We start from the raw sequence: 20,530 nt of genomic DNA, 5'->3' as shown, positions 1-20,530 counted from the left end.
ACCAGCGACGCGACGCCGCTGCGCGAAATCTACCGCGAAGTCCCGGACCTCGAGATTCCGCCGAACTCGCCGTGGGCCGCGCTGGACGGCGACTTCGGCATGGAGCTGGCGGGCTGGATGAGCCACGTGGCCGAACTGCCTCCGGGGAAAGGGTTTCCGTTCCGTTACTACATCCACGACATCTGGTTCATGAATTCGCCGTGGCTGGACCGCTACGGACGCAGTCCGCACGACATCTACCTGCCGATGGCGGTGGCGCGGCTGAACGGCTCCGGAGAAGCGGAACTCCCGAATGCGCTGCACCTTCTGTCGATCGACGACTCGTACGGACGCATGCCGGACCAGGTGCCGCAGGAAGTGATTCCGCATCTGGCGGACGCGCGCCGGACCGCGCCGGACCAGGCCGGACCGCTGGTCTGGGTCTATCCGTTCGACGAGTACCACGACCTCGTTTACGCGGGCGAGCGGCTCGAGGAGATTTTCGCCGGGGATTACCTGATCCGCGGCGCGCTGAACTGCGGGCTGCCGCTGAACACGGTCATCTCGACCGGGAACTTCGTCTCCGCGCCGGAGAAGGCGCTGGCCGGGCGTGTCCTCGTGGCCCCGACGACGGTGACGGTCAACGCGGCGGCCGCGGCGAAGCTCGAACGGTTCCTCGCGGCGGGCGGCAGGGTGCTGTTCTACGGACCGGCGCGCGGCGAATGGATCGAGTCCCTGCTCGGACTGGTCCCGGCGTCCCCGCTCGACGGAGAGTTCGACGTGATCGGCTTCGGGCGGGTCAGGCATCTGGCGCGCTATTCGGGCGGACCGCTCGACCGGGTGTTCGCGTCGGGAGCCGGTGCCGAAACCGTCTTCGAATACCGGCAGGACGGCGAGGCGCGTCCGGCGGTCGCCCGCGTCGCGAAGCCGGAGTGGAACGGCGGTGAAGCGCTCTGGGTGCGCGGCAGCAACTCGTTTTCGATGGAGAAGCACTGTCACTTCTCGACCGCGTTCGACCGGAACGTCTTCGCGCCGGCGGAGGCGATGCTGCGCGGCGCGCTTGCGAAGTTCGGCTGGCGGATCGAATTCGACAAATACTCCGCGACGACGCCCGATCCGCGCCTGACGCTCAGGTGGCACGACAACGCGCTCTACTTCTCGGGATTCGGAACCGACACGACGGTGACCGAACGCTTCCGCTTCCCGGACGGCGCCCCGCTGTTCACCGGCGCCGACGCGCTGATCAGAAACGGTTCCGCCTGCTATCCCGCCGAACGCGCCGTCAACCGCGAGTGCCGCGTATTCCTCGGCATGAAACACGGCAGGGTGTCGTGCCGGGAGCAGATTTCGCTGATGCCGGGCGTCAGGCGGCGGATTCTGCTGGACGGGCTCGACGGTGCGCGGGTGGTCTTCCGGCCGGAGGCGGAACATGTCGAATCGGTCCGCTTCACGTGCGGCAGATACGATGATGCGAAACGGACGCTGCTGGAGCCTTCGCTCTTTGAGTCGAAACTCGAATACGACGGCTTCGGGCCGAAATACATTCTGGAAAACATCTCGGGCGATCTCCTGATTTCCTGGGGAGAGGAGAACTGAACATGAATATCGCAAGACGCAAACCGCTCACCGCCCGAGTCGGCATTTTCGGAGTCGGGCTCGACACCTACTGGGAGCAGTTCCCGGGGCTGCTGGATGATCTGCTCGCCAAAAAGGAGATCCTGAAGCGGAAGCTGTCGGCCCACTCGGTCGAGCTCTTCGACTTCGGCATGGTGGACAACGCCGAACGGGCCGCGGCGGCGCTGCCGCAGATCGAGGCGGCCGATCTTGATCTGCTTTTCGTCGATATGCTGACCTACGCGACGAGCGCGACGTTCGGCATGATCGTGCGCCGGATGCAGATTCCCGTGGTCCTGGTCGCGCTCCAGCCGCTGCCGGCCATGGATTACGAGCATGCGAGCACGTATATGCAGCTCTGCAACGACGATTTCTGTTCGGTTCCGGAGTTCACCGGCGTGGCGGTCCGCATGGGTAAGAAAGCGCCGGCCGTCGTGCTCGGGCAGCTTGAGGGCGACGCGGTCGCCGATGCGGAGCTGGCCGAGTGGTGCCGCGTGGCCCATGTTCTGCACGATCTGCGCCGCGCCCGGCTCGGCCATATGGGCCATGTGCTTGAGGCGATGCTCGACATGCAGACCGATCCGGCGGCGGTGACCGCCGCGTTCGGCGCGCACGTCGTCCAGTGCGAGGCGGACCAGCTGCTGCCGATCTACCGCGAGGTCGACCCGGCCGGAGCCGAGGTCACGGAGATGAAACGGCGGATCCTGTCGTTTTTCGACACGCCGGACCCGGTTTCGGACCCGCTGACCGAAAAGCTGACCGAAGCCGACCTCGAGACCGCCGCCGTCGTGGCCGTGACGCTTGAGCGCTACATCGCTTTGAAGCATCTCGACGGGCTCGCCTATTACTACGAGGCCGAACCGGGGTCGCTGCTGCGGCGGATCGTCACGAACTTCATCGTCGGCAATTCGCTCCTGACCGCGGCCGGCTTCCCGATGTGCGGGGAGTTCGACATCAAGACCTGCATTGCGATGCTGATCTTCGACCGGCTTGAGATCGGCGGCTCGTTCGCGGAGTTCCACCCGGTCGACTTTGCGCGGGACACGGTCCTGGTCGGCCACGACGGGCCGCATCACCTGAACATCGCGAACGGCCGCCCGGTCATCCGCAGCCTGAAGAAGTACCACGGCAAACCCGGTTCCGGGGCCGGGGTCGAGTTCAACATCAGGACCGGCCCGATCACGATGCTGAGCGTCAGTCTGAACGCCGAAGGGAAGTTCAAGTTCGTCGTCGCCGAAGGCGAATCGATGGAAGGGCCGATCCCGCCGACCGGGAACACGAACACGCACGGGAAGTTCAAGCCGGATGTCCGGACTTTCCTGAAACGCTGGGCGGCGGCCGGCCCGACGCATCATTTCGCGCTCGGAATCGGCCACCATGCCGAAACCGTCCGCAAGGTCGCGGATGCGCTCGGCATTGAGATCGAAGTGATCTGCTGATCCGCCTTGCCGCGGATGCGAGACGGAGGGCCCGCCCGGGTTGAGGCGCGGGCCCTTTTCGCTTTTTCGCCGTTTGCATTTCCCGGTACGCGGTGTATGTTATTCTCTTCCGGTTTCGCGGAAACGGCGGATTCCGGACTGCGGGGAAACGGTAAGATGTCTGAAAATGAAAGTGTTCCGTCTGTGATGAAATTGAAGTTGCTGGGAACCGGCGCCGCCGATTACGACTGGAGCCGGTTCGGGGAAGAGGGCGTGCGGGGCAGCACGAGTTCGCTTTTGAACGGACACATCCTGATCGACTGCGGGGCGACCGGGCTGGCGAATCTGCGGCGGTTCGGGATTCCGCACTCCGATATCGATACGCTGCTGGTCACTCACTCCCACGACGACCATTTCGTGCCGGAGCAGGTTGCCGAACTCGCGTCCGGACGGCGGGTTCCGCTGGCGGTCTATGCGTCTCCCGAGGCGCTCGCCATGCTGCCGGACGGCGCGGATGTTGCGGCGCACCCGCTCGCGCCGGGCCTGAAGTTCCGGGCGGGCGAATTTGCCGTGACCGCCCTGCCGGCCAACCACCTGACCAATATTCCGGGCGAACAGGCGTTCCATTTCTGCTTTGAGAGCGCTGCCGGGAATCTGCTGTACGCGCTCGACGGGGCCGGAATGCTCAAGACGGCGGTCAGGCTGTTTTCGCAGCTCCGTTTCGACTGGGTCGTGACCGACTGCACGATGGCGGAGTCCGGGGATTTCCGGATTTTCGAGCACTCCGACCTCGATATGGTGACCCACCTGATGAAGACGCTGCGGAATCTGAAGATCGTCGACGGCGACACGCGGGTTGTGCTCGACCACCTGGCCCGGACCCTGTGGCCGGAGAGCGAGGCCGGCCGGCAGGCAAGGATCGCCGGTACCGGCTTCGAGCTGGCCTTCGACGGCATGGAGCTGTGCCGCGGCTGATCTTGTTTTTCTGTTCCAGCCGATTGCGGCCGGGGAGATTTCCTCGGCCGTTTCTGTTTTTCCGGCATCCTGCCCGGAGCGGCTTTTGTTAAAAATCGATGATTTATCGGAAATGCCTATTGACATTTTTATAGAAATGTACTATAATTATAGAAAAGTTCTATAAATTATTTCGAACGCATCAGGGGCATATCATGGTAAAATCACGGTTGACGAAGGCGGACCACGCCCGCGAATGGATCGCCCGGGAGATCCGGATCGGCAATTTCGCCCGCGGCACCACGCTGCCGCCCGAGCAGGAGCTGGCCGACCGTTTCGGCATCAGCTACATGACGCTGCGCAAGGCGGTCGGCGCGCTGGTGGAGGAAGGGCTGCTCGAGCGGGTCAAGGGCAGCGGCACTTTCGTCCGCAGCGAGATTCCGGAGCAGAAGGTCCAGAAGATTCTCGGGCTCGTGCTGCCGGCGTGGGGCGCGCCCGAAAATCTCGACACGGTCATGCATTATTCGCAGGCGTGCGAGGAGAACAACTGGCTGCTGAAGGTGATCTACGTGCGCAGCTGGGAGGACCGCTCGATCCATGATCTTCTCGGCAACTGCGACGCGCTGGTGCTGACCGTGATTCAGGAGATGGCGAGCATGCCCTCTTTTCTGTGCGAGAAGCTGTTCACTTCGCCCAAGCCGGTCGTCGTCAACAAGGGCAGTGCGGAGGTCATCGGCCGGGATTCGGTCTACTATGTACGGGACGGGCAGATGGAGATTCCCTGCGACCGCCTGTACGAGCTCGGCCACCGCCGGATTCTGCTGGTCGATCAGGTTACCCGCCGCGACGGGAAGCCGGTTACGATTCACCCGAATATGAAGGGATTCGAGGAGATTTTCCGCCGGAAGTATCCGGATGTGGAATACAATACCGAGCTTATGGCTTTCGAGATTCCGCTCTACGGACAGCCGCATCCGGCCATCTGCCGGGCGTTCGAGGAACGGCGCGGGGAGCTGGCCGGCTACACCGCCGTCGTCTGCCCGATGAGCTTCTATCTGGCGGTCGCGGCCGGAATCCGCCGGATCGGGCTCCGGGTCCCCGAGGATATCTCGGTGCTGGCCTTCGGGGACCGTCTGGAGTCGGAGTACTATTATCCGCGGCCGACCGCGTTTTCGGTTCTGCTGCAGGACCAGGCGCGGCAGACGCTCAAGCTGATCGGCTGGCGGCTGCAGAATCCGGATGCGCCGCCGGTCGATGTCCAGACTGCCGTGCGGTTTTTTGAAGGAAATTCGTTTGCTCCCGCAAAACAACTCCCCAATGTGAAGGAAAAGGTGACGAAATGATGAAGACTCTCCGCTTTACCCTGATCGAACTCCTGGTTGTGATCGCAATTATCGCGATTCTCGCCTCGATGCTGCTGCCGGCTCTGAATCAGGCGCGGGAAAAAGGGCGCGCCGCAAACTGCATCGGCCGGATCAGCCAGATTTACAAAGCCTCGCTGTTCTATGCGGACGACAACCGGCAGACCGTGATTTTCCGGGCCCCGGCCACCGGCGGCGAACGCCCGTGGGCGACGGTGCTGATCGAGAACGGATACGCGGTCCGGAGCAAGGTGTTCAACTGTCCGGGCATTCCGCAGAAGACCGCCGGTTTCAACGGTTTTACGACCTACGGCCTCTATCGCTACAACGCGCCGGATCTGGCGACTTTTTACGACGGGAAGAAGGATGAATGGGGCGACTTCGGCTACGGCGTTTCCGGGACGAACTATATCCTGTATGCGGTCAACCGCATGAAGCGCCCGACGGAGACGTTCATGTATGCCGACACGATGGGCGTCATCACCGACCCCACCTACGGAAGTACCGGGATCAGCCAGTTCGCGCCGGGGTGGAACAACTGTCCGGGCAATATCGCGCCGGTTCACAACAACCGCCTGAACATGGGCTTCTTCGACGGGCATGTTTCGTCACAGGGTACTGCCGACCTCAAGGAAAAGGGATTCTCCGTGGCGGTCTTTCACGGCGGTGCGCTGCAGAGCTTGTGAGGGAACATGAAACGGAGTATCCTGACTTTTTTCTGCTGTCTGACGGCAGCTGCCGCCGTCTCCGCGGCGCCGGAGCCCGATGCGGCCTCGGCCGTTTCCGCTGCGGCGCCGGGAACGGTGTTCGTGCAGGGGGAGGCGCTGAAGTTCCGGCTGAGTCCCTCCGCCGTTTCGGCCGGCGGGTGGGTGCTGCGCAACTGGAAGGATGAGCTCCTCCGCCGCGGCGACTGGCCGCAGGGGGAGGAGCGGGAGCTTGTGCTCGACGCCCTGCCGAACGGATATTACAAGCTCGAACTGCCGGGACTTGCCGGATTCCGCAGCTTCGCCGTCGTCTCCGATCCGGCCGGCCGCGCGCCGGAGGGTGAACTCTATTTTGCGATGGACTCCGCACAGAGCTGGCTTGCGCGTCCCGACGCGGGGAATCCGCGTCAGCCGGAGAATCCGTACGAGGTCGTTTCGGAGGTCGCGCGGCGCGCCGGGCTTCAGATGGTGCGCGAACGCCTGAACTGGGCCGAGGTCGAAGCCGTTCCCGGCCGGTACGACTGGCTGCAGTACGGGACGAACGCGAAGCTCCTTTCGGAACGCGGCGTGAAGGTCCTCGGCATGTATCACCATGCGCCGGAGTGGGTGAGGCGCAAAGACGGAAAGCTGCCCGTCGATCTGTTCGGCACCTACCGTTTTGCGAAAAAAGCGGCGGAGACCTTCCGGGGGCAGATGACCGCCTGGGAGTTCTGGAACGAACAGGACATCGGCTTTGCCGTCGAGGCGGCCTGGGATTACGCGGCGGCGCTGAAGGCGGCTTATCTCGGCTTCAAGGCCGCCGACCCGGAACTGCCGGTCGCAATCGGCGGCTACGCGATCACGCCGATTCTGCCGTACGCCGACGTCGTGATGAAAAACGGGGCGGGGGAGTATTTCGATATTTTCAGCGTCCACACCTACCGGCCGATTTCGGAGTTCCCCGCCGCGCTGCGGAGCATCCGGAGCCATCTGGAGCGTTTCGGGGCTGCGGACCGGCCGATCTGGTTCACCGAGAACGGTTCGAATATGGAAGGGGCGGGCCGGGCCGACGGTCTGCTTCCCGGGCTGAAGGCGCACTCTCCCGAACAGGAGATGCTGATTGCGGAATATCTGCCGAAGATGATGGTCATCATGCAGTTTCTCGGCGTCTCCCGCGATTTCTTTTTCGTGCTGCCGCCTTATAACGAGTCGGGCGGCAATAAGGACTGGGGACTCATGCGGCGTGATTTTTCGGTGAAGCCCGGTTATGCCGCCTTCGCGACGCTGGTGGACCAGCTCGGCGGCGCCGTGCCGGAGGGGGAGGTCAGGCTCGGGGAGAAGCTCCGCGGCTTCCTCTACCGGCGCCGGGACGGCGGCAAGACGCTGGTCTGCTGGAGCCGTTCCGAGCTCGATACCGAAAAGCCGCGTCCGAACCTGACGGTTACCGGTCTTGGCGAGCAGACGTTCGCCTTGCCGCCGGGCGGGAATCCGGCGGGCGTCGATCTGTTCGGCACGCCGTTCGCCGTGGACCCGGCCCGGGTGGTCGTGACCCGTTATCCGCAGTTCCTGACCGGAGTGGACCATCTCAAGGCGGATATTCCGTTTCGATTTCCGGCAGCGGCTGTGCGTCCGGCGGAGACGGAAGGCATCGACAAAACGGTCGTCTTCCGCACGGAACTGTCGGACGACTTCCGGCTTTTCGTCGGCCGGGATTGTGCGGATGTGAAGAAGGCAGGCGCCCGGCTCAGACTTCAGGTCTGGAATCTGTCGGACCGGGCGAAGCGGGGGAGGGTAGCCGTTTCCGGCGGAGCTTGCGCCGGGCTGCCGGAGAGTGTCGTGCTGCCTCCGTTCGGCCGGACCGAGCTGGAACTTGCCTTCACCCCGGAACTGGACGGCGAGTTCAAGGGCGAGCTGCGGGCCGACGGTGTTTTCGATGGCCGCCGGGCGACGCCGCTGGTGATTCCGCTGCAGAGCCTGGCTGAGATGAACAGTTCGGGCCGAAAGGTCGAAATGCCGCAGATGCTCGATCCGGAGAACTGGCGCAGGAACGCCGCCGGAACGATGGAGATCCGCTACGATGAAAATGACCGCGCGATCCGTTTTGAGACGAAATTCCCGACCGGCGCGAACCGCTGGAGCTACCCGGAATATACGCTGCAGCTGCCGCAGGAGTCGCTCGAAGGGGCGATCGGAATCGGTTTCGAGGCGAAGGTCTCCAAGCCTTCCGCCGTGCTTCAGATGCTGCTGATGGCCGTGCCGGAGAAGGGGAAGGACGTCTATCTGAAGAGCGATGCGCCGGGCGGGGAGTTCCGCGAGCATTTCATCGCGTTTCCGCCCGGACTTGACGCGGGCGGCATCCGGAAACTGCGGCTCGGGGTGAATGCGCTTGAGGACGAGATTTCCGTGAGTGTGCGCAACATCCGTATTTTCTACGGGCGCTGACCATGATCGACTTCATCGGGCAACTGGCTGTCGCGGCCGGAAATCTGGCCGAGGAGGGCAGGCGTTCGCTTGCGGCGGAGGATATCCGCTGCAAGGCGAGCTCCGCCGATCTGGTCACCGCGGTCGACCGGCGGGTGGAAGAGTTCATCAGTGCGGAGATCCGCGGCCGTTATCCCGGCCACGGACTGTTCGGCGAAGAGACCGGCAGCTCCGGCGACACGGCGGAACATTGCTGGATCATCGACCCGATCGACGGGACGACGAGCTTCGTGCACGGCTTCCCCTATTACTCCGTCTCGATCGCGCTGCGGCATCGCGGGCGCATGGTCGCGGGGGCGGTTTACGCGCCGATGCTGCGGGAGCTGTTTACGGCGGAGGCCGGAGCGGGAGCGCGCCTGAACGGCAGACCGATCCGGGTTTCGGAGTGCGGAGAACTGCGGAATGCGCTGCTGGCGACGGGCTTCGGATGCGTCCGGGCCCGGATGCGGCCGGACAACTTCGAATTTCTGCCGGAAATCACGCGGTCGGTGCGGGACATCCGGCGCTGCGGTTCCGCCGCGCTCGACTTGTGCAATGTGGCGGCGGGGCGCTTCGACGGCTACTGGGAGTTTGCGCTGCAGCTCTACGACATTGCGGCCGGAGCGCTGATTCTCGCGGAGGCCGGTGGAAGGGTTACCGATACCTCCGGCGGAGCTGCGTGGCCGGAGAACGGACTGGCGGCGACCAACAGCCGGCTGCACCCGGCGCTGCTGGAGTGCTTCCGGAAAAATAGGCGGATATCGGGGCAAACGCTTTGCGTCGCGCCGCCGGCCGGCGGCTGACTTGCATTTTTCATCCCGTACCGGTATAGTATGCGGCATGGAAAATGAAAATACGCTGTTTCACTGTCGTCCCGGCTGCGGAGCGTGCTGCATCGCGCCGTCGATTTCATCGCCGATCCCGGGTATGCCGGACGGAAAGCCGGCGGGGGTTCCGTGCGTGAATCTCGACGCGGAGTTCCGCTGCCGGCTTTTCGGGAAGCCGGAGCGTCCGCGGGTCTGCGGTTCGCTCGCTCCCGCCCCCGACATGTGCGGGAGCTGCCGCGACGAAGCGCTGGCCCGGCTGTCCCGGCTCGAACGGTTGACTGCGCCGGATGCGTGACGCCCCGTCCCCGGCATTCCTGTCGTCAACGGCCGCGGCGTGAGGCGTCATGAAAAGGAGACCGGCACCCGGCACGCCTTTTCGATTCGCCGCCGGAACGGTTCGAGTTCCCCCTGCGAAGCGAATTCGCCGCCGAGACCGGGGTCCCGGCCGAGCCGCGCAAGTTTCGATTCCCCGAGCGGATGGTAGGGCATGAGGTTGATCTCACGCAGATGCGTGAGACGGTTTGCGATTTCCGCGATGCCGTCGGCATGGCCGTCCCGGTCGTTCAGGCCCGGGATAAGCGGACAGCGCAGGATCACTTCTCCTCCCGCCGCGTCGATGCGCGCAAGGTTTTCGAGGACCGGGGCGAGCGGCACGCGCGTATACTCCATATGCTTCTCCGGGTCGGTCTCTTTGAGGTCGTAGAGAAAGAGGTCCGTATCCGGCAGCAGCGCGGCGATTTTCTCCCAGGCCGCAAAGCCGCAGGTATCGAGGCAGGTATGGAGCTTTTCGCGTTTTGCCGCCGCCAGCAGCGCCGCCGTGAACTCCGGCTGGAAGAGCGGCTCGCCGCCGGAGACGGTCATGCCGCCGCCGGAATTTTCATAGAAAATCCGGTCTTTCAGCACTTCGGCCATGATTTCGCCGATTTCGGCGGTCCGGCCGATGAGTTCACGCGCTCCGGCGTAGCACTTTTCCGTGCATTTGCCGCAGGAACGGCATCGCGTCCGGTCGAACGCGCCGCCGTCGAAGCAGCCGTTCGGGCAGGCCGAAGCGCAGAAGCCGCAGCCGATGCATTTGTCGGGCAGGAACGAAAGCTCCGGCTCGATCCGCTGCGACTCCGGGTTGTGGCACCAGAGGCACCGGAGCGGACAGCCTTTCAGGAAGACCGCCGTCCGGATGCCGGGGCCGTCGTTGATCGCGAATTTCTTGATGTCGAAAACAATGCCGGTCAACGGTAGGACTCCTCGAGAATGGCGAGCGATTCAGCTTGGTTCATCTTGATGCGGTCGAGGTCGAAGAGGCCGCCCATCGTCTCCCAGGCGTTCTCGTTGATGGCCGGGAGCTCTTCGCGCCCGATGCCGTAATCGGACATCTTGAGCCGGTCGACGCCGCAGTCGCGCTGGAGCTTGTCGAGCGCGCCGAGGAAATCGCTCTGCCCGGCCGCTTTCGCGAGCGCGGCGAACTGCTTCGGCGCACGCAGCGCGTAGAACTTGAACCACGCCTTCGAGATCATGATCAGCGCCGCGCCGTGCGGTACATTCGGGTGGAAGCCGCCGATCGCGTGCGCAAGCGAGTGCTCCGACGTGCAGCATGAGGTCGATTCCGCCATGCCGGAGAGCGTATTGGCCAGCGCCACGTCGGTCCGCGCCGCGAGATTTTCACCGTCGCGCACGGCGGTCGGCAGCGACTTGCAGATCAGCTCGATGCTTTTGAGGCTGTAAAGCTCGCTGACCGGCGTCGCGCAGTTTGCGAGGTAGCACTCCGCCGCGTGGAAGAACGCGTCGAATCCCTGGAACGCGGTCAGCTGCGGCGGAACGGTCAGCATGAGCTCCGGGTCGACGATCGCGATTTTCGGGAACGTGGCCTCGCAGCCGAAGCCGATCTTCTCGTTGCCGTTGGTGACGACGGTCCACGGGTCGGCTTCGGTGCCGGTTCCGGCGGTCGTGGTTACGGCGACGATCGGCAGCGGCGGATTCGGAATCGGCTGCGCCCTGCCGGTGCCGCCCGAAACATAATCCCAGTAGTCTCCCGGATTCGCGGCCATGACCGCGATCGCCTTGGAGGCGTCGATCGGGCTGCCGCCGCCGAGCCCGAGCACGAAGTCGCACTCCTCCCGCCTGGCGAAGGCGGCGCCCTCCATGACCTGCTCTCTGGTCGGGTTGGCCTGGACCTTGTCGTAGACGGCGTAGCCGACGTTGTTGTGCGCGAGGAGCTTTTCGACCCGGTCGAGCGTTCCGGAGCTGCGCATCGATTTGCCGGAGGTGATGACGATCAGCGCCTTTTTTCCCGGCAGCGGGATGGTTCCGAGCATGCCGAGCTGCCCGGCGCCGAAGTAGAGTTTGGTCGGGATGAAGTTGACGAATGGTTTCATAATGGAGCCTCCTTGTTGCTGCTACTATATCATGTGTTCCGTTCTTTTCAAGACTTCGAACTGCAATTCCCGGGAGAGGCAGTTGTAGTATTCGCTGTATCCGCCGATCCGGACGATGAGTTCCGGGTGCGCCGCCGGGTTTTCGTACGCCTTTTTCAGCGTCTCCTGATCGATCAGCGTCGGCTGGAGCTGGAGGCCGCCCTGCGCGAAGAAGCCGCGCAGCAGCGCCTTGAGCAGTTTCCGCTTCGTGCGGGAAGCGGCCAGGCTGCGCTGCAGCCGCACGTTCAGCACGAGCGTGCCGATTCCGAGCCGGGACGGCAGCTTGGCGACCGAGTTCAGCAGCGCGGTCGGGCCGTTGCGGTCGCTCCCGGCGACGGCTCCGGCCGAATCGACGACCGGCGCCCCGGCCGGACGTCCGTCGGCCGACGCATCGACGTAAGAGCCGTGCCAGGCGTAGCCGGTCAGCAGGATGACCGCCGGATAGGCCGGCCCGCCCTGCCGCATCGGATACCGGCGGATCAGTGAAAAAACATGGTGTGCAAGCTTCCGGGCGATCTCGTCGACCTCCGGGGAGTCGTTGCCGAATTTCTCCGGAATGCCGCGCATGGCCGCGAGGCTGTTGGCCGCGTCGGTGAGTCCCGCGACATTCACGATGCTGCCGTAATAACGCGCGCCGCCGGCGTTGAATTCGCGGTTCCGGTCGATGCAGTCGTCCACGAAGAGCGTACGGATGAGCTGGGGGCGGTATTGCGCCGCGAATTCGCTGTTGGCCCTGACCGCCGAAGCGAACTCCTCCATGCGGAGCCGGATGTCGGCGCGGAAGCGGGAGGGTGTGCTGTTGTTCAGGATATCGAGCAGATTGAGTCCGCCCTCGGTCGAGCCGATGTTCGAGCACCCTTCGAACATGAGTTCGGTGCAGCCGCCGAATGCGAAGCGGTCGCGGTCGGCACCTTTCGCGTCGGAGCCGTGCCGGATGCCGCTCCGGTAGGCCGCTTCGTTGTAGACGGAGGGACAGGGGACGCCGCGGCCCCAGACGTCGAAGAGTTCCTCCCAGATCTCCGGCGGCGTCTCCGGCCCGGCCAGCAGCCCGGAGTTCGGGCGGCGCAGCTTCTGGGCGCGCAGGCAGAGCCGGGTGAATGCCGGGTGTTTCGCGGTATGCAGGAAGTGCCAGCCGTCGTGCAGATCCACGGCGCAGTAGAGTTCTTCGAGCCACATTTGCGCATCGGGCTCCCCGTTGTAGAATTCGCCCATATAGTCGTCGAACCTTCCGGCGGAGTCGTAGCAGTCGAGCGCGAAAAAGAAGTTGAAGCTCCGCATTGCGCTGCGGAAATCCCGTGCCGGATGCTCCGCGCAGGCTGCGATGTCGCCGGGAGCGCGGCGCAGGAAGTCCGTGATTCCGGCCAGCGTGTCGGAGAGCGCCCTCCGCAGCGGCGAGGGCGGCATGGCGTTGACCCGTTTGCGGTAGCCGCCGAGCCCTTCGCCCAGGATGCGGCGGTAGTTCAGCACGCAGTGGGTCCAGCCGTTGCCGCCGATCCGGTAACGCGGCGGAATCAGGTCGGAACGGAAATAATCGAGCTCGTCGATGACCCGGTCGAGCAAATTGCGCTCGAAGGGGTCGGCCAGCCGTTCCCGGCCGAGCCGCCGCAACCCGTCGCCGTCGCAGCCGAGGCTGAACGAGTAGTGGAAGCGGACGAACTTCCCGGCGAGGTTCCAGATATCGTGTTCCGGGGCCGGATAGAGGCGTCCGGATTCCGGCGGCGGCGCGGCGTGCTCGAAGTAGCGCCGCAGCCCGAGGCCGAAGCGTTCGACGACGGAGCTGTTTTCGTGCTCGAACATCCCGGCCGCGAGCGGTTCGCCGAGCCGGTAGAGGATTTCCGCTTTGCGGTTCATGGTGGATTTCCCTTTCAATATTCGGTCCGGTCGATGATCTCCTGCTGCTCGGCGGGAGAGAGGGAGGTGAAAAATTCGGAGAAGCCGGTCTTGCGGATCAGCAGCGTCCGGTACTCCTCCGGGTTCCGCCTGGCCGCTTCGAGCGTCCGCCGGTTCACGACGGTGAAACCGATATGGAGCCCCCCCAGCTCGAAAAAGCTGCGGAGCATCGCCGCGAAGCGGTCCGCCGACGGGCGGCAGCCGAGCTTCAGGTTCAGCCCGCCGCAGATGCAGCGGCGGAGCGGCAGCCGGGAGACGCTCGCAAAAAGCGCGGTCGGGCTTTCGCGGTCCGCGCCGTGTTCGGGAGACTGGTTTTCACTGACCGGTTCCCCGGCATGCCGCCCGTCCGGCGTGGCGCCGACGGTCGAGCCGAACCGGGCGTGGAGGGTCAGCGAATAGATCGACGGCATCATGAGGAAACCGGTTTTGCGCCCGGCCGATTCGGCCGCGTCGATGAGCGCATCGGCTGCCGCGGCCGCAAGCGCGTCGACGCCGGGCTCGCCGTTGCCGTACTTCGGAAAGCGGTTCACGATCTCTTCGCGCAGCACTTCCGCGCCGGAGAAATCGGCCTCGAGCAGCTCCGCGAACTCCCGGAAGGTCAGGCGCTTCTCCCTGACGACCAGCCGTTCGACGGCCGCGAGGCTGTCGGCCATGTTTGCGATGCCGGAGAACATCCTGTGCATCCAGCGGTAATTCTCCGCCCCCATGCGGCAGATGTCGCGGCAGCTTTGAATGCAGCTGGCGAAAAAGAGAGATTCGAACCGGAAGGTGAAGCGCTCGCTGTAAACGGCGACCCGGTTTTCGCGGATGTCGGCGAGCATCCTTTCTTCCGCGATGCGGCGCAGCTCGTCGAGCGTCGTTTCGACGGGCGGCGTTCCGTCCTGCTCTGCGGCGGAGAACAGCGCTTCGCGGAAGTATTCGAAACTGTTGTCGAAGACGTCGATGCGGCGCATGATGTTGTAGAGCCTGCCCGGCAGGTCGACCCGGTTGCAGGCCGTGAAGGCGTAGTTCCAGGCATCTTCCGGGAGAATGCCGGAGCCCAGCAGCTTGTTGACGATCAGCAGGTCGTTGAAGAAGTTGCATTGCGCGTCGAGACCGTGCGCCGCGCGCCCGGCGAGCTGCCACGCCTCTTCCGGCATGCCGGGCCCGATGCGGAAGTTCAGCGTCGGCTGCGGCAGCCGGACGAGCTCCGCGGCCTCGACGAAAAGGGCGGTGAGCGCGTTGAATTCCCACTCTCCGGCGGCGTTGCGTCCGCCGAGCGTCAGGTACTGCTTGCTCGACGTGCATGGAATCGGTTTCTGTTCAAAGTTGTCGGTCGCCGTGCCGGTGATTTCGTTGAATTTGACGAGAAAGAAAGCGAGGAGTTCGAGCGCCCGGCCACGGTCCGGCTCCGCCCGGAAAAAGTGCAGCAGGTAACGGTCGATCCGCCCCGGCGCGAAATCGCGCGCGCCGCAGACCGTGCTGGTGATGAACTGCATGATCCAGACGGATTGCAGCGCCGAAAAGAGATCGTATGCCGGACCGCACGGGACCTGCCGCAGAGCGGCTGCGGCCTCCGGCTTGCCCGCGGCTTCGGCCGCGTCGGCGTATCGGTTGCAGAAGCCGCGGATCGCCGCGATGCAGCCGAGCGCGTTCCGTTCGAAAAAACGCGCTTCGGGCGTGTCGATCCGGGCGGCGCCGGCGGAGACTTCGGCCGCGATGCCGTCGAGCCCTTTCGCCAGGATTTCCGGCATCGGCAGCGTGATGTGTCCTTCGCTGCCGATGCCGCCCGGAATCCGGGTGAACGGCTCCGGGTGCGGCCAGCGCGCTTCGGCCATGCGCCCCGCGAAGCGGTCGTCGGGATCGACCGGGGTCGAAAGGCGGCCGAGCAGGAGCTCGAATTCGAACAGGTAGCGTTCCTCCTCCGGCAGGGCGAGAGTCTGCTCCGCATGGTCGCGCAGCAGGGTTTCGCGCTCAATGAAGCAGGCCCGGTTGTCGGAGGCGAGAATTTTTTCGCGCAGTCGCTCAAGTGCTCCGGTGTCCATTTGGTCACAGCTCCTCGTATTGGGTCCGTTGAATGACTTCCGCCTGCATGGCGGGAGAGAGTCCCGTGAAGTAGTCGGTATAGCCGCCGATGCGCACCACGAGGTCGCGGTGTTCTTCGGGGTGAAGCTGCGCCGCCTTGAGCCGGGCGGCGTCGAGGATGTTGACCTGCGTTTCGAAGCCGCCGAACCGGATGAAGATGTCGATCAGCTGTTTCAGGTTTTCGCGCGCGGCCGGGGTGGCGACCGCCGCGGCCGTGTAGCGCTGGTTGAAGGCGCTGCCGCCGAGCATCGGCAGATGGTTCCACGAACAGACCGAATTCACGGCCGCCGTCGGACCCTCCTTTTCGCGTCCCTGGGCCGGGCCGGCGCCGTCGGCGAACGGGAAACCGGCGCGGCGGCCGTCCGGCGTCGCGCCGCATTCGGCGCCGAGGCGCTGGTGCATCTCCCAGCAGAAGGTGCCGGGGATGAAGTGCGAATCGTCCGGCTCCATCCGCTGCCGGGCGCAGCGCGCCGCGAGATAAGTTGTGATGATCGGAATTTCTCCGTCGGCCTCCTGATTGCCGTTGCCGTATTTCGGGGAGCCGTTCAGGAAACGCTGCCGCAGCGCCTCGGCGTTCTCGAAGTTCCGTTCCAGCACGTCGCGGAGCTCCGGCAGCGTGAGATTTTTTTGCTCGAACACCTCGCGCCGGATCACCGTCAGGGAATCGGCCAGGTTTGCAAGTCCGACGAACGAGCATTCGACCCAGTTGTAACGCGCGCCGCCCTCTTCGATATCGAGCCCGCGCGCGATGCAGTCGCGCGTGAACAGGCTCTGGATCGGGCGCCGCATACGTTCGCGGCGGATGCGGCGGACGCGGTTCTGCTCTTCGGCGGCGCGGTCGATTTCGCGCCCGGCTCTCTTCAGGTATCCGGCGCGGAACGCGGCGTAGCCCGCGCCCTCCGGCTCCTTCAGATAGTCGAGCAGGAGCGCGCAGAGCGAAAAGTACGGACTCGCCACGTAGACGTTGCTTGCGCCGCACGGCGTGATTTCGACGCAGGTCGAATTGATGTATTCGGAGGCGTCTTCGGCCGGGACGCCGTAGCGGACCATCGAACGCCGGATGAGCTCGTCGTTGAATACGGCGACATTCGAGATTCCGTCGGCGATGAGTTCGACCGCGAGTGTTTTGAGTTCGTCCGGCGTGTCGAAGCTCCAGCAGACGCCGACGCTCGGGTAGACGAGCCGGGTTTTCCGCAGCGCTTCGAGCGACAGGAGCGTGAGTTCGTTGCAGACGCCGCTCCCCCCGGCCATGACCGCATAGGCGAGCCCGCGCGGACAGCTTGCGTTGATGAACAGATAAAGCGTTTCGATCATGCGGAGCGCTTCGCCGCGGGTCAGCCTTCCGGCCGCGAGGTCCGCTTCGTAAAACCGGATCAGCCGGCGGTCGAGCCGTCCCGGTCCGACCAGCGCGGCCCGGTCGCCGATCTGGATCGCCGTCATCACGAACCAGACCAGCTGAATCGCCTCGCGGAAGGTTGCGGGCGGTTCATGCGCGATATGACGGCAGGCGGCGGCGACCTCCTCCGCGGCGGCTTGCCCGGCCGCGCGTTCGATCATTGCGGAGAGGCCCTCCGCCGCCCGGACGAACGAAGGAGTTCCGCCGGCTTTTTCGCGGAGGCCGTCGAGCCCGAGCGCAAAGAGGTCGTCATAATACGGTTCGGCGTGTCCGGTCTGGCCGGGCAGTTCGACGCCGGAAGCGTGAATGAACTCCCATGCCCGTTCATTCTCCGCCGGGTCGAGCTCCGGTACGGCGAGACGGCCGATCAGCGGCTCCTCCGGATCGTGCAGGAAGTCGAGCGCCGCGAGACGCGCCGCGCCGAGCTCGGCGTACCGCATGCCGAGCGGCAGCCCCTCCGTCGCGCGCCAGCTGCGCGCCCAGACGATGCCGTTTTCGTGATTGCTGAACCAGTTGAGTTTCCGCTGGGCGTCGAGAGCCCGTTCCCGCGCATTCATGACTCATGCCTCCTTGTATCCGATCGATTCCGAAATATGTTCCGCACAGGCCAGCACGAGTTTGCGGAGTTCCGGCAGACGCTCCTCGTGCAGCCGGGAGGAGAGTCCGGTGATGCCGATTCCGGCGACCGGCCTCCCGACGGCGTTGAAGACCGGCGACCCGATGCAGTAGCTGCCGAGCACGTATTCGCTGAATTCCGAAGCCGACCGGGTCCGGCGGATCTCCGCGAACTCTTCGCGGAGCCGCGCCGGATCGACGATCGTGTGCGGGGTGAGCCGGGGCAGGGGAGCGGCGAACAGCGTTTCCTGTTCCTCCGGCGGCAGGAAGGCGAGGACCGCCTTGCCGAAGGCGTTGCCGTGCCGGTAAAGCCGGATTCCGGGCGTGACCGCGAGGTAGTAGTCGGCCGGGGGCGGCACGAAATCAAGCTGGAGCATGCGGTCGCCCGCCGGAACCTGGATCTGGCAGCTTTCGCCGGCTTCGGCGGCCAGCCCTTCGAGGAAGGGGCGCGCCTGCTTGCGCAGGTCAAAGCTGTTCCGGAGTTTCATGCCGAGCGAATAAAGCCCGGCGGTCAGCTCGTACTGCCCGGCCGGATTGCGCTTCACATAGCCCTTCTCCTGCAGGACGTTCAGCACCCGGAACGCGAGATTCGGGGAGAGCGCCAGCCGCCTGGCCAGCTCCGTCGGCCCCCATGCGCCCGGATTCGAAGCCATGAATTCGAGCACTTCAAGCGTGCTGGCCGCCGCCGGCGCCTGATAACGTTTTTCCGGCATAAAAAACTCCATCTGTTTTAAAAATAAAATGAGATTCTGTATTTAGAATAATGTCTGCTTCGGTTTTTTCAAGCGGATCGATGAAAAAATGCGGGAAATTTGTGAATCCCGCTGACGGGACAGCCCGGGGCCGGGAAACGGGGGGGCGCCGGGCATGGTCCGCAACGGTCCGAAAAGGATCGCCGGAATGCGGAGGGAAGGGGCCGTGAGCTTGAAAAAGGAAGGGCCGCGGGGTATATTATGAATCCCGTAAATTGAAATCGGACATCGAGCCCCTGCCTGTTGCGACAGCCGTTCCCATGTACCGTCAGACAACCCCACGAACCGGAGGATTATGATGCTTTATCTGCTGGATACTGCAAATATCGGAGAAATCGAAAAAGCCGCCGCGGTGTTTCCGCTGGCGGGAGTCACTACCAACCCGACCATCATCGCGCAGGAGAAACGGGATTTTTTCGCCATTCTGAAGGAGATCCGCGCGATTATCGGCGAGAAGATGCTGCATGCGCAGGTTCTGGGCGAAACCTGCGACGAGATCATCCGGGACGCCGAGGCGCTGCAGGAGAAAATCGGCGGCAATCTCTATATCAAAGTTCCGGTTTCGACTGAGGGCTACAAGGCCATGCCGCGGCTCAAGGCGCGGGGCATGAAGGTGACGGCCACCGCCATCTACACGCCGGGTCAGGCGCTGCTGGCCGCCAACTGCGGCGTCGATTTCACGGCGCCGTACCTGAACCGCATCGACAACATCAGCGGCATGGGCGTGACGGTCGTGCAGATGATCACGGACCTGTTCCGGATTCACAGCATGCCGACCCGGGTGCTGGCGGCGTCGTTCAAGAACGTGCAGCAGGTCAACGACGTCTCGCTGGCCGGCTGTCAGGCGATCACGATCGGGCCGGACATCCTCTGGCATCTGGCCGAGCATCCGCTGACCGACATGAGCATCGAGCAGTTCAACCGCGACTGGCGCGCCGTCTACGGCCCCGGCAAATGCGTCTATAACCTGGATTGACCGGGAAAGGCGCTGTTTGCTTACGTTTCGTTTTCGCGCTGGAAGCGGCGGCGGAATTCGCCGGGGTTGGTTCCGTATTTCGCGGTGAAGGAGCGGTAGAAGTAGCTCAGGTCGTTGAAGCCCGAGCTGAAGCAGATCTCCGAAATGGTCCGGTTCGTGCAGGTCAGCAGTTCAGCAGCCTCCTTGAGGCGGCGGAGCCGCAGCGCATCCATGATGGTCATGCCGGCGCCGGCGCGGTAGAGGCGGCAGAGGCGGCTTTTGTCGATGCCGATCTTGCGCGCCAGCGAATCGAGCCGGAACTCCTCGCGGAAATAGCTTTCGATCAGGTGATCGACGTATTCGCGGACCGAGTCGGCGCCGCGGTGCCGGATTCGTTTCCCCGCCTTGCGCGCCAGCAGGATCAGCAGTTCGAGCAGCATGAGCTTGATCCGGGCCCGGTAGTTCTGCGGCATGCGGTCGAACTCCCGCTCGAGCGTGCGGACGAGCCGCCGCATCTCGGCGTCGCTTTCGGCGACATAGAGGCTGCCGGAGTCGCCCTCTTTCGTGCGGCTGTTCCGGTGCATGATCGAAAAGAAGTCGAAATCGTCCTGCAGCTCGCGGAGTCCGTCGCGCACGAGTTCCGGCATGAAGAAGATGTTGTAGATCTCCAGCGCTTCGGTCTTGATGTTCAGCGTGGTCGAGTCGTCCGGGTGGACGAGGAAAATCGATCCGGGCCCGACCGGGTAGCGCGCGTCGTTCACGATGTTTTCGCCGCGGCCGCTGATGACGCAGACGATCTTCCAGAATTCGCGCCGGAACCGGCGCGACTCGTTGAAGTCGGACGGCCGGTCGAATTCCCGGTGAATGCTGAACGGAAATTCATCCGAAAAAAAACTGATCCGGTGGAAAACATCCGATATTTTCGCCGAAGACTGTTCCATGCCGATCCATCCTTTTCCGTTTTCATACCATATCACCGGAACGAATGCAAGTCAAGTTCGGCCTGCCCGGCCTCCTCCGCGAAAATTGATATGCATATATTTGTGCGTAAATCGAAAAAATCGTCATTTGTAAATTGTTGATTACAAATAGAATTTCGTTCATTCCGTTATTATTTTCTCCCGGCTGTTGACATCGCGGGCGAATTGTTCTAT

15 protein-coding genes and 1 pseudogene are annotated in these 20,530 nt (G+C 64.0%); 9 read left to right on the top strand and 7 right to left on the bottom strand.

Annotated elements, in window-relative coordinates; translation table 11 throughout:
• The 8 genes and pseudogenes from FYJ85_RS23240 to FYJ85_RS17005 all read left to right on the top strand — a co-directional run.
• Positions 1–1,575: pseudogene (locus FYJ85_RS23240) on the top strand (hypothetical protein); the annotation flags it as partial.
• A gap of 2 nt (positions 1,576–1,577) precedes the next feature.
• The gene (locus FYJ85_RS17035; protein ID WP_154419688.1) at positions 1,578–3,032 is read left to right on the top strand and encodes an L-fucose/L-arabinose isomerase family protein; all 1,455 of its coding nucleotides are present in this window, start codon (positions 1,578–1,580) and stop codon (positions 3,030–3,032) included.
• 186 nt (positions 3,033–3,218) lie between these two features.
• Entirely contained in the window at positions 3,219–3,986 is a 768-nt protein-coding gene (locus tag FYJ85_RS17030; protein WP_206213263.1) for an MBL fold metallo-hydrolase, read from the top strand.
• Positions 3,987–4,180: 194 nt separating this feature from the next.
• The gene (locus FYJ85_RS24220) at positions 4,181–5,308 is read left to right on the top strand and encodes a GntR family transcriptional regulator (RefSeq protein WP_106052719.1); all 1,128 of its coding nucleotides are present in this window, start codon (positions 4,181–4,183) and stop codon (positions 5,306–5,308) included.
• Positions 5,305–6,012, top strand: coding sequence for a prepilin-type N-terminal cleavage/methylation domain-containing protein (locus FYJ85_RS17020; RefSeq protein ID WP_106052718.1), 708 nt, complete (start codon positions 5,305–5,307; stop codon positions 6,010–6,012). The genes FYJ85_RS24220 and FYJ85_RS17020 overlap by 4 nt, the downstream gene beginning before the upstream one ends.
• 6 nt (positions 6,013–6,018) lie before the next feature.
• The gene (locus FYJ85_RS17015; protein WP_154419669.1) at positions 6,019–8,451 is read left to right on the top strand and encodes a hypothetical protein; all 2,433 of its coding nucleotides are present in this window, start codon (positions 6,019–6,021) and stop codon (positions 8,449–8,451) included.
• Positions 8,452–8,453: 2 nt separating this feature from the next.
• Entirely contained in the window at positions 8,454–9,272 is an 819-nt protein-coding gene (locus FYJ85_RS17010; RefSeq protein ID WP_106052716.1) for an inositol monophosphatase family protein, read from the top strand.
• Between the two features lie 37 nt (positions 9,273–9,309).
• Positions 9,310–9,591 (top strand): YkgJ family cysteine cluster protein, encoded by a 282-nt coding sequence (locus FYJ85_RS17005; RefSeq protein ID WP_154419666.1) that lies wholly within the window; start codon positions 9,310–9,312, stop codon positions 9,589–9,591.
• 47 nt (positions 9,592–9,638) lie between these two features.
• Here FYJ85_RS17005 and FYJ85_RS17000 read toward each other — a convergent pair whose 3' ends face one another.
• The 6 genes from FYJ85_RS17000 to FYJ85_RS16975 are packed head-to-tail and all read right to left on the bottom strand — an operon-like array spanning position 9,639 to position 18,382.
• A complete protein-coding gene (locus tag FYJ85_RS17000) occupies positions 9,639–10,526 on the bottom strand; it encodes a glycyl-radical enzyme activating protein (RefSeq protein ID WP_154419662.1) in 888 nt (295 codons plus the stop codon).
• A complete protein-coding gene (locus FYJ85_RS16995) occupies positions 10,523–11,665 on the bottom strand; it encodes an iron-containing alcohol dehydrogenase (RefSeq protein WP_154419660.1) in 1,143 nt (380 codons plus the stop codon). Before FYJ85_RS16995 ends, FYJ85_RS17000 begins: the two co-directional genes overlap by 4 nt.
• 24 nt (positions 11,666–11,689) lie before the next feature.
• Complete coding sequence (locus FYJ85_RS16990) at positions 11,690–13,555, bottom strand: pyruvate formate lyase family protein (protein ID WP_154419658.1); 1,866 nt, start codon at positions 13,553–13,555, stop codon at positions 11,690–11,692.
• Positions 13,556–13,569: 14 nt separating this feature from the next.
• Entirely contained in the window at positions 13,570–15,618 is a 2,049-nt protein-coding gene (locus FYJ85_RS16985) for a pyruvate formate lyase family protein (RefSeq protein ID WP_154419656.1), read from the bottom strand.
• A gap of 4 nt (positions 15,619–15,622) precedes the next feature.
• Positions 15,623–17,611 carry a pyruvate formate lyase family protein gene (locus FYJ85_RS16980; protein WP_154419654.1) on the bottom strand — a complete coding sequence of 663 codons (1,989 nt, stop codon included), beginning with the start codon at positions 17,609–17,611 and terminating at the stop codon, positions 15,623–15,625.
• A gap of 3 nt (positions 17,612–17,614) precedes the next feature.
• Entirely contained in the window at positions 17,615–18,382 is a 768-nt protein-coding gene (locus FYJ85_RS16975) for an IclR family transcriptional regulator (RefSeq protein WP_158703828.1), read from the bottom strand.
• 337 nt (positions 18,383–18,719) lie between these two features.
• Between FYJ85_RS16975 and FYJ85_RS16970 the strand changes: the two genes are divergently transcribed.
• Complete coding sequence (locus tag FYJ85_RS16970; RefSeq protein ID WP_106055679.1) at positions 18,720–19,397, top strand: fructose-6-phosphate aldolase; 678 nt, start codon at positions 18,720–18,722, stop codon at positions 19,395–19,397.
• 20 nt (positions 19,398–19,417) lie between these two features.
• Here FYJ85_RS16970 and FYJ85_RS16965 read toward each other — a convergent pair whose 3' ends face one another.
• Positions 19,418–20,317 carry an AraC family transcriptional regulator gene (locus tag FYJ85_RS16965; protein ID WP_106052708.1) on the bottom strand — a complete coding sequence of 300 codons (900 nt, stop codon included), beginning with the start codon at positions 20,315–20,317 and terminating at the stop codon, positions 19,418–19,420.
• Between the last annotated feature and the right edge of the window lie 213 nt (positions 20,318–20,530).

Origin of the sequence: Victivallis lenta (assembly GCF_009695545.1) — a bacterium.
GTDB lineage: Bacteria > Verrucomicrobiota > Lentisphaeria > Victivallales > Victivallaceae > Victivallis > Victivallis lenta.
The sequence above is the reverse complement of the archived record's forward strand: the minus strand, read 5'-3'. Positions and strand labels throughout refer to the sequence as shown.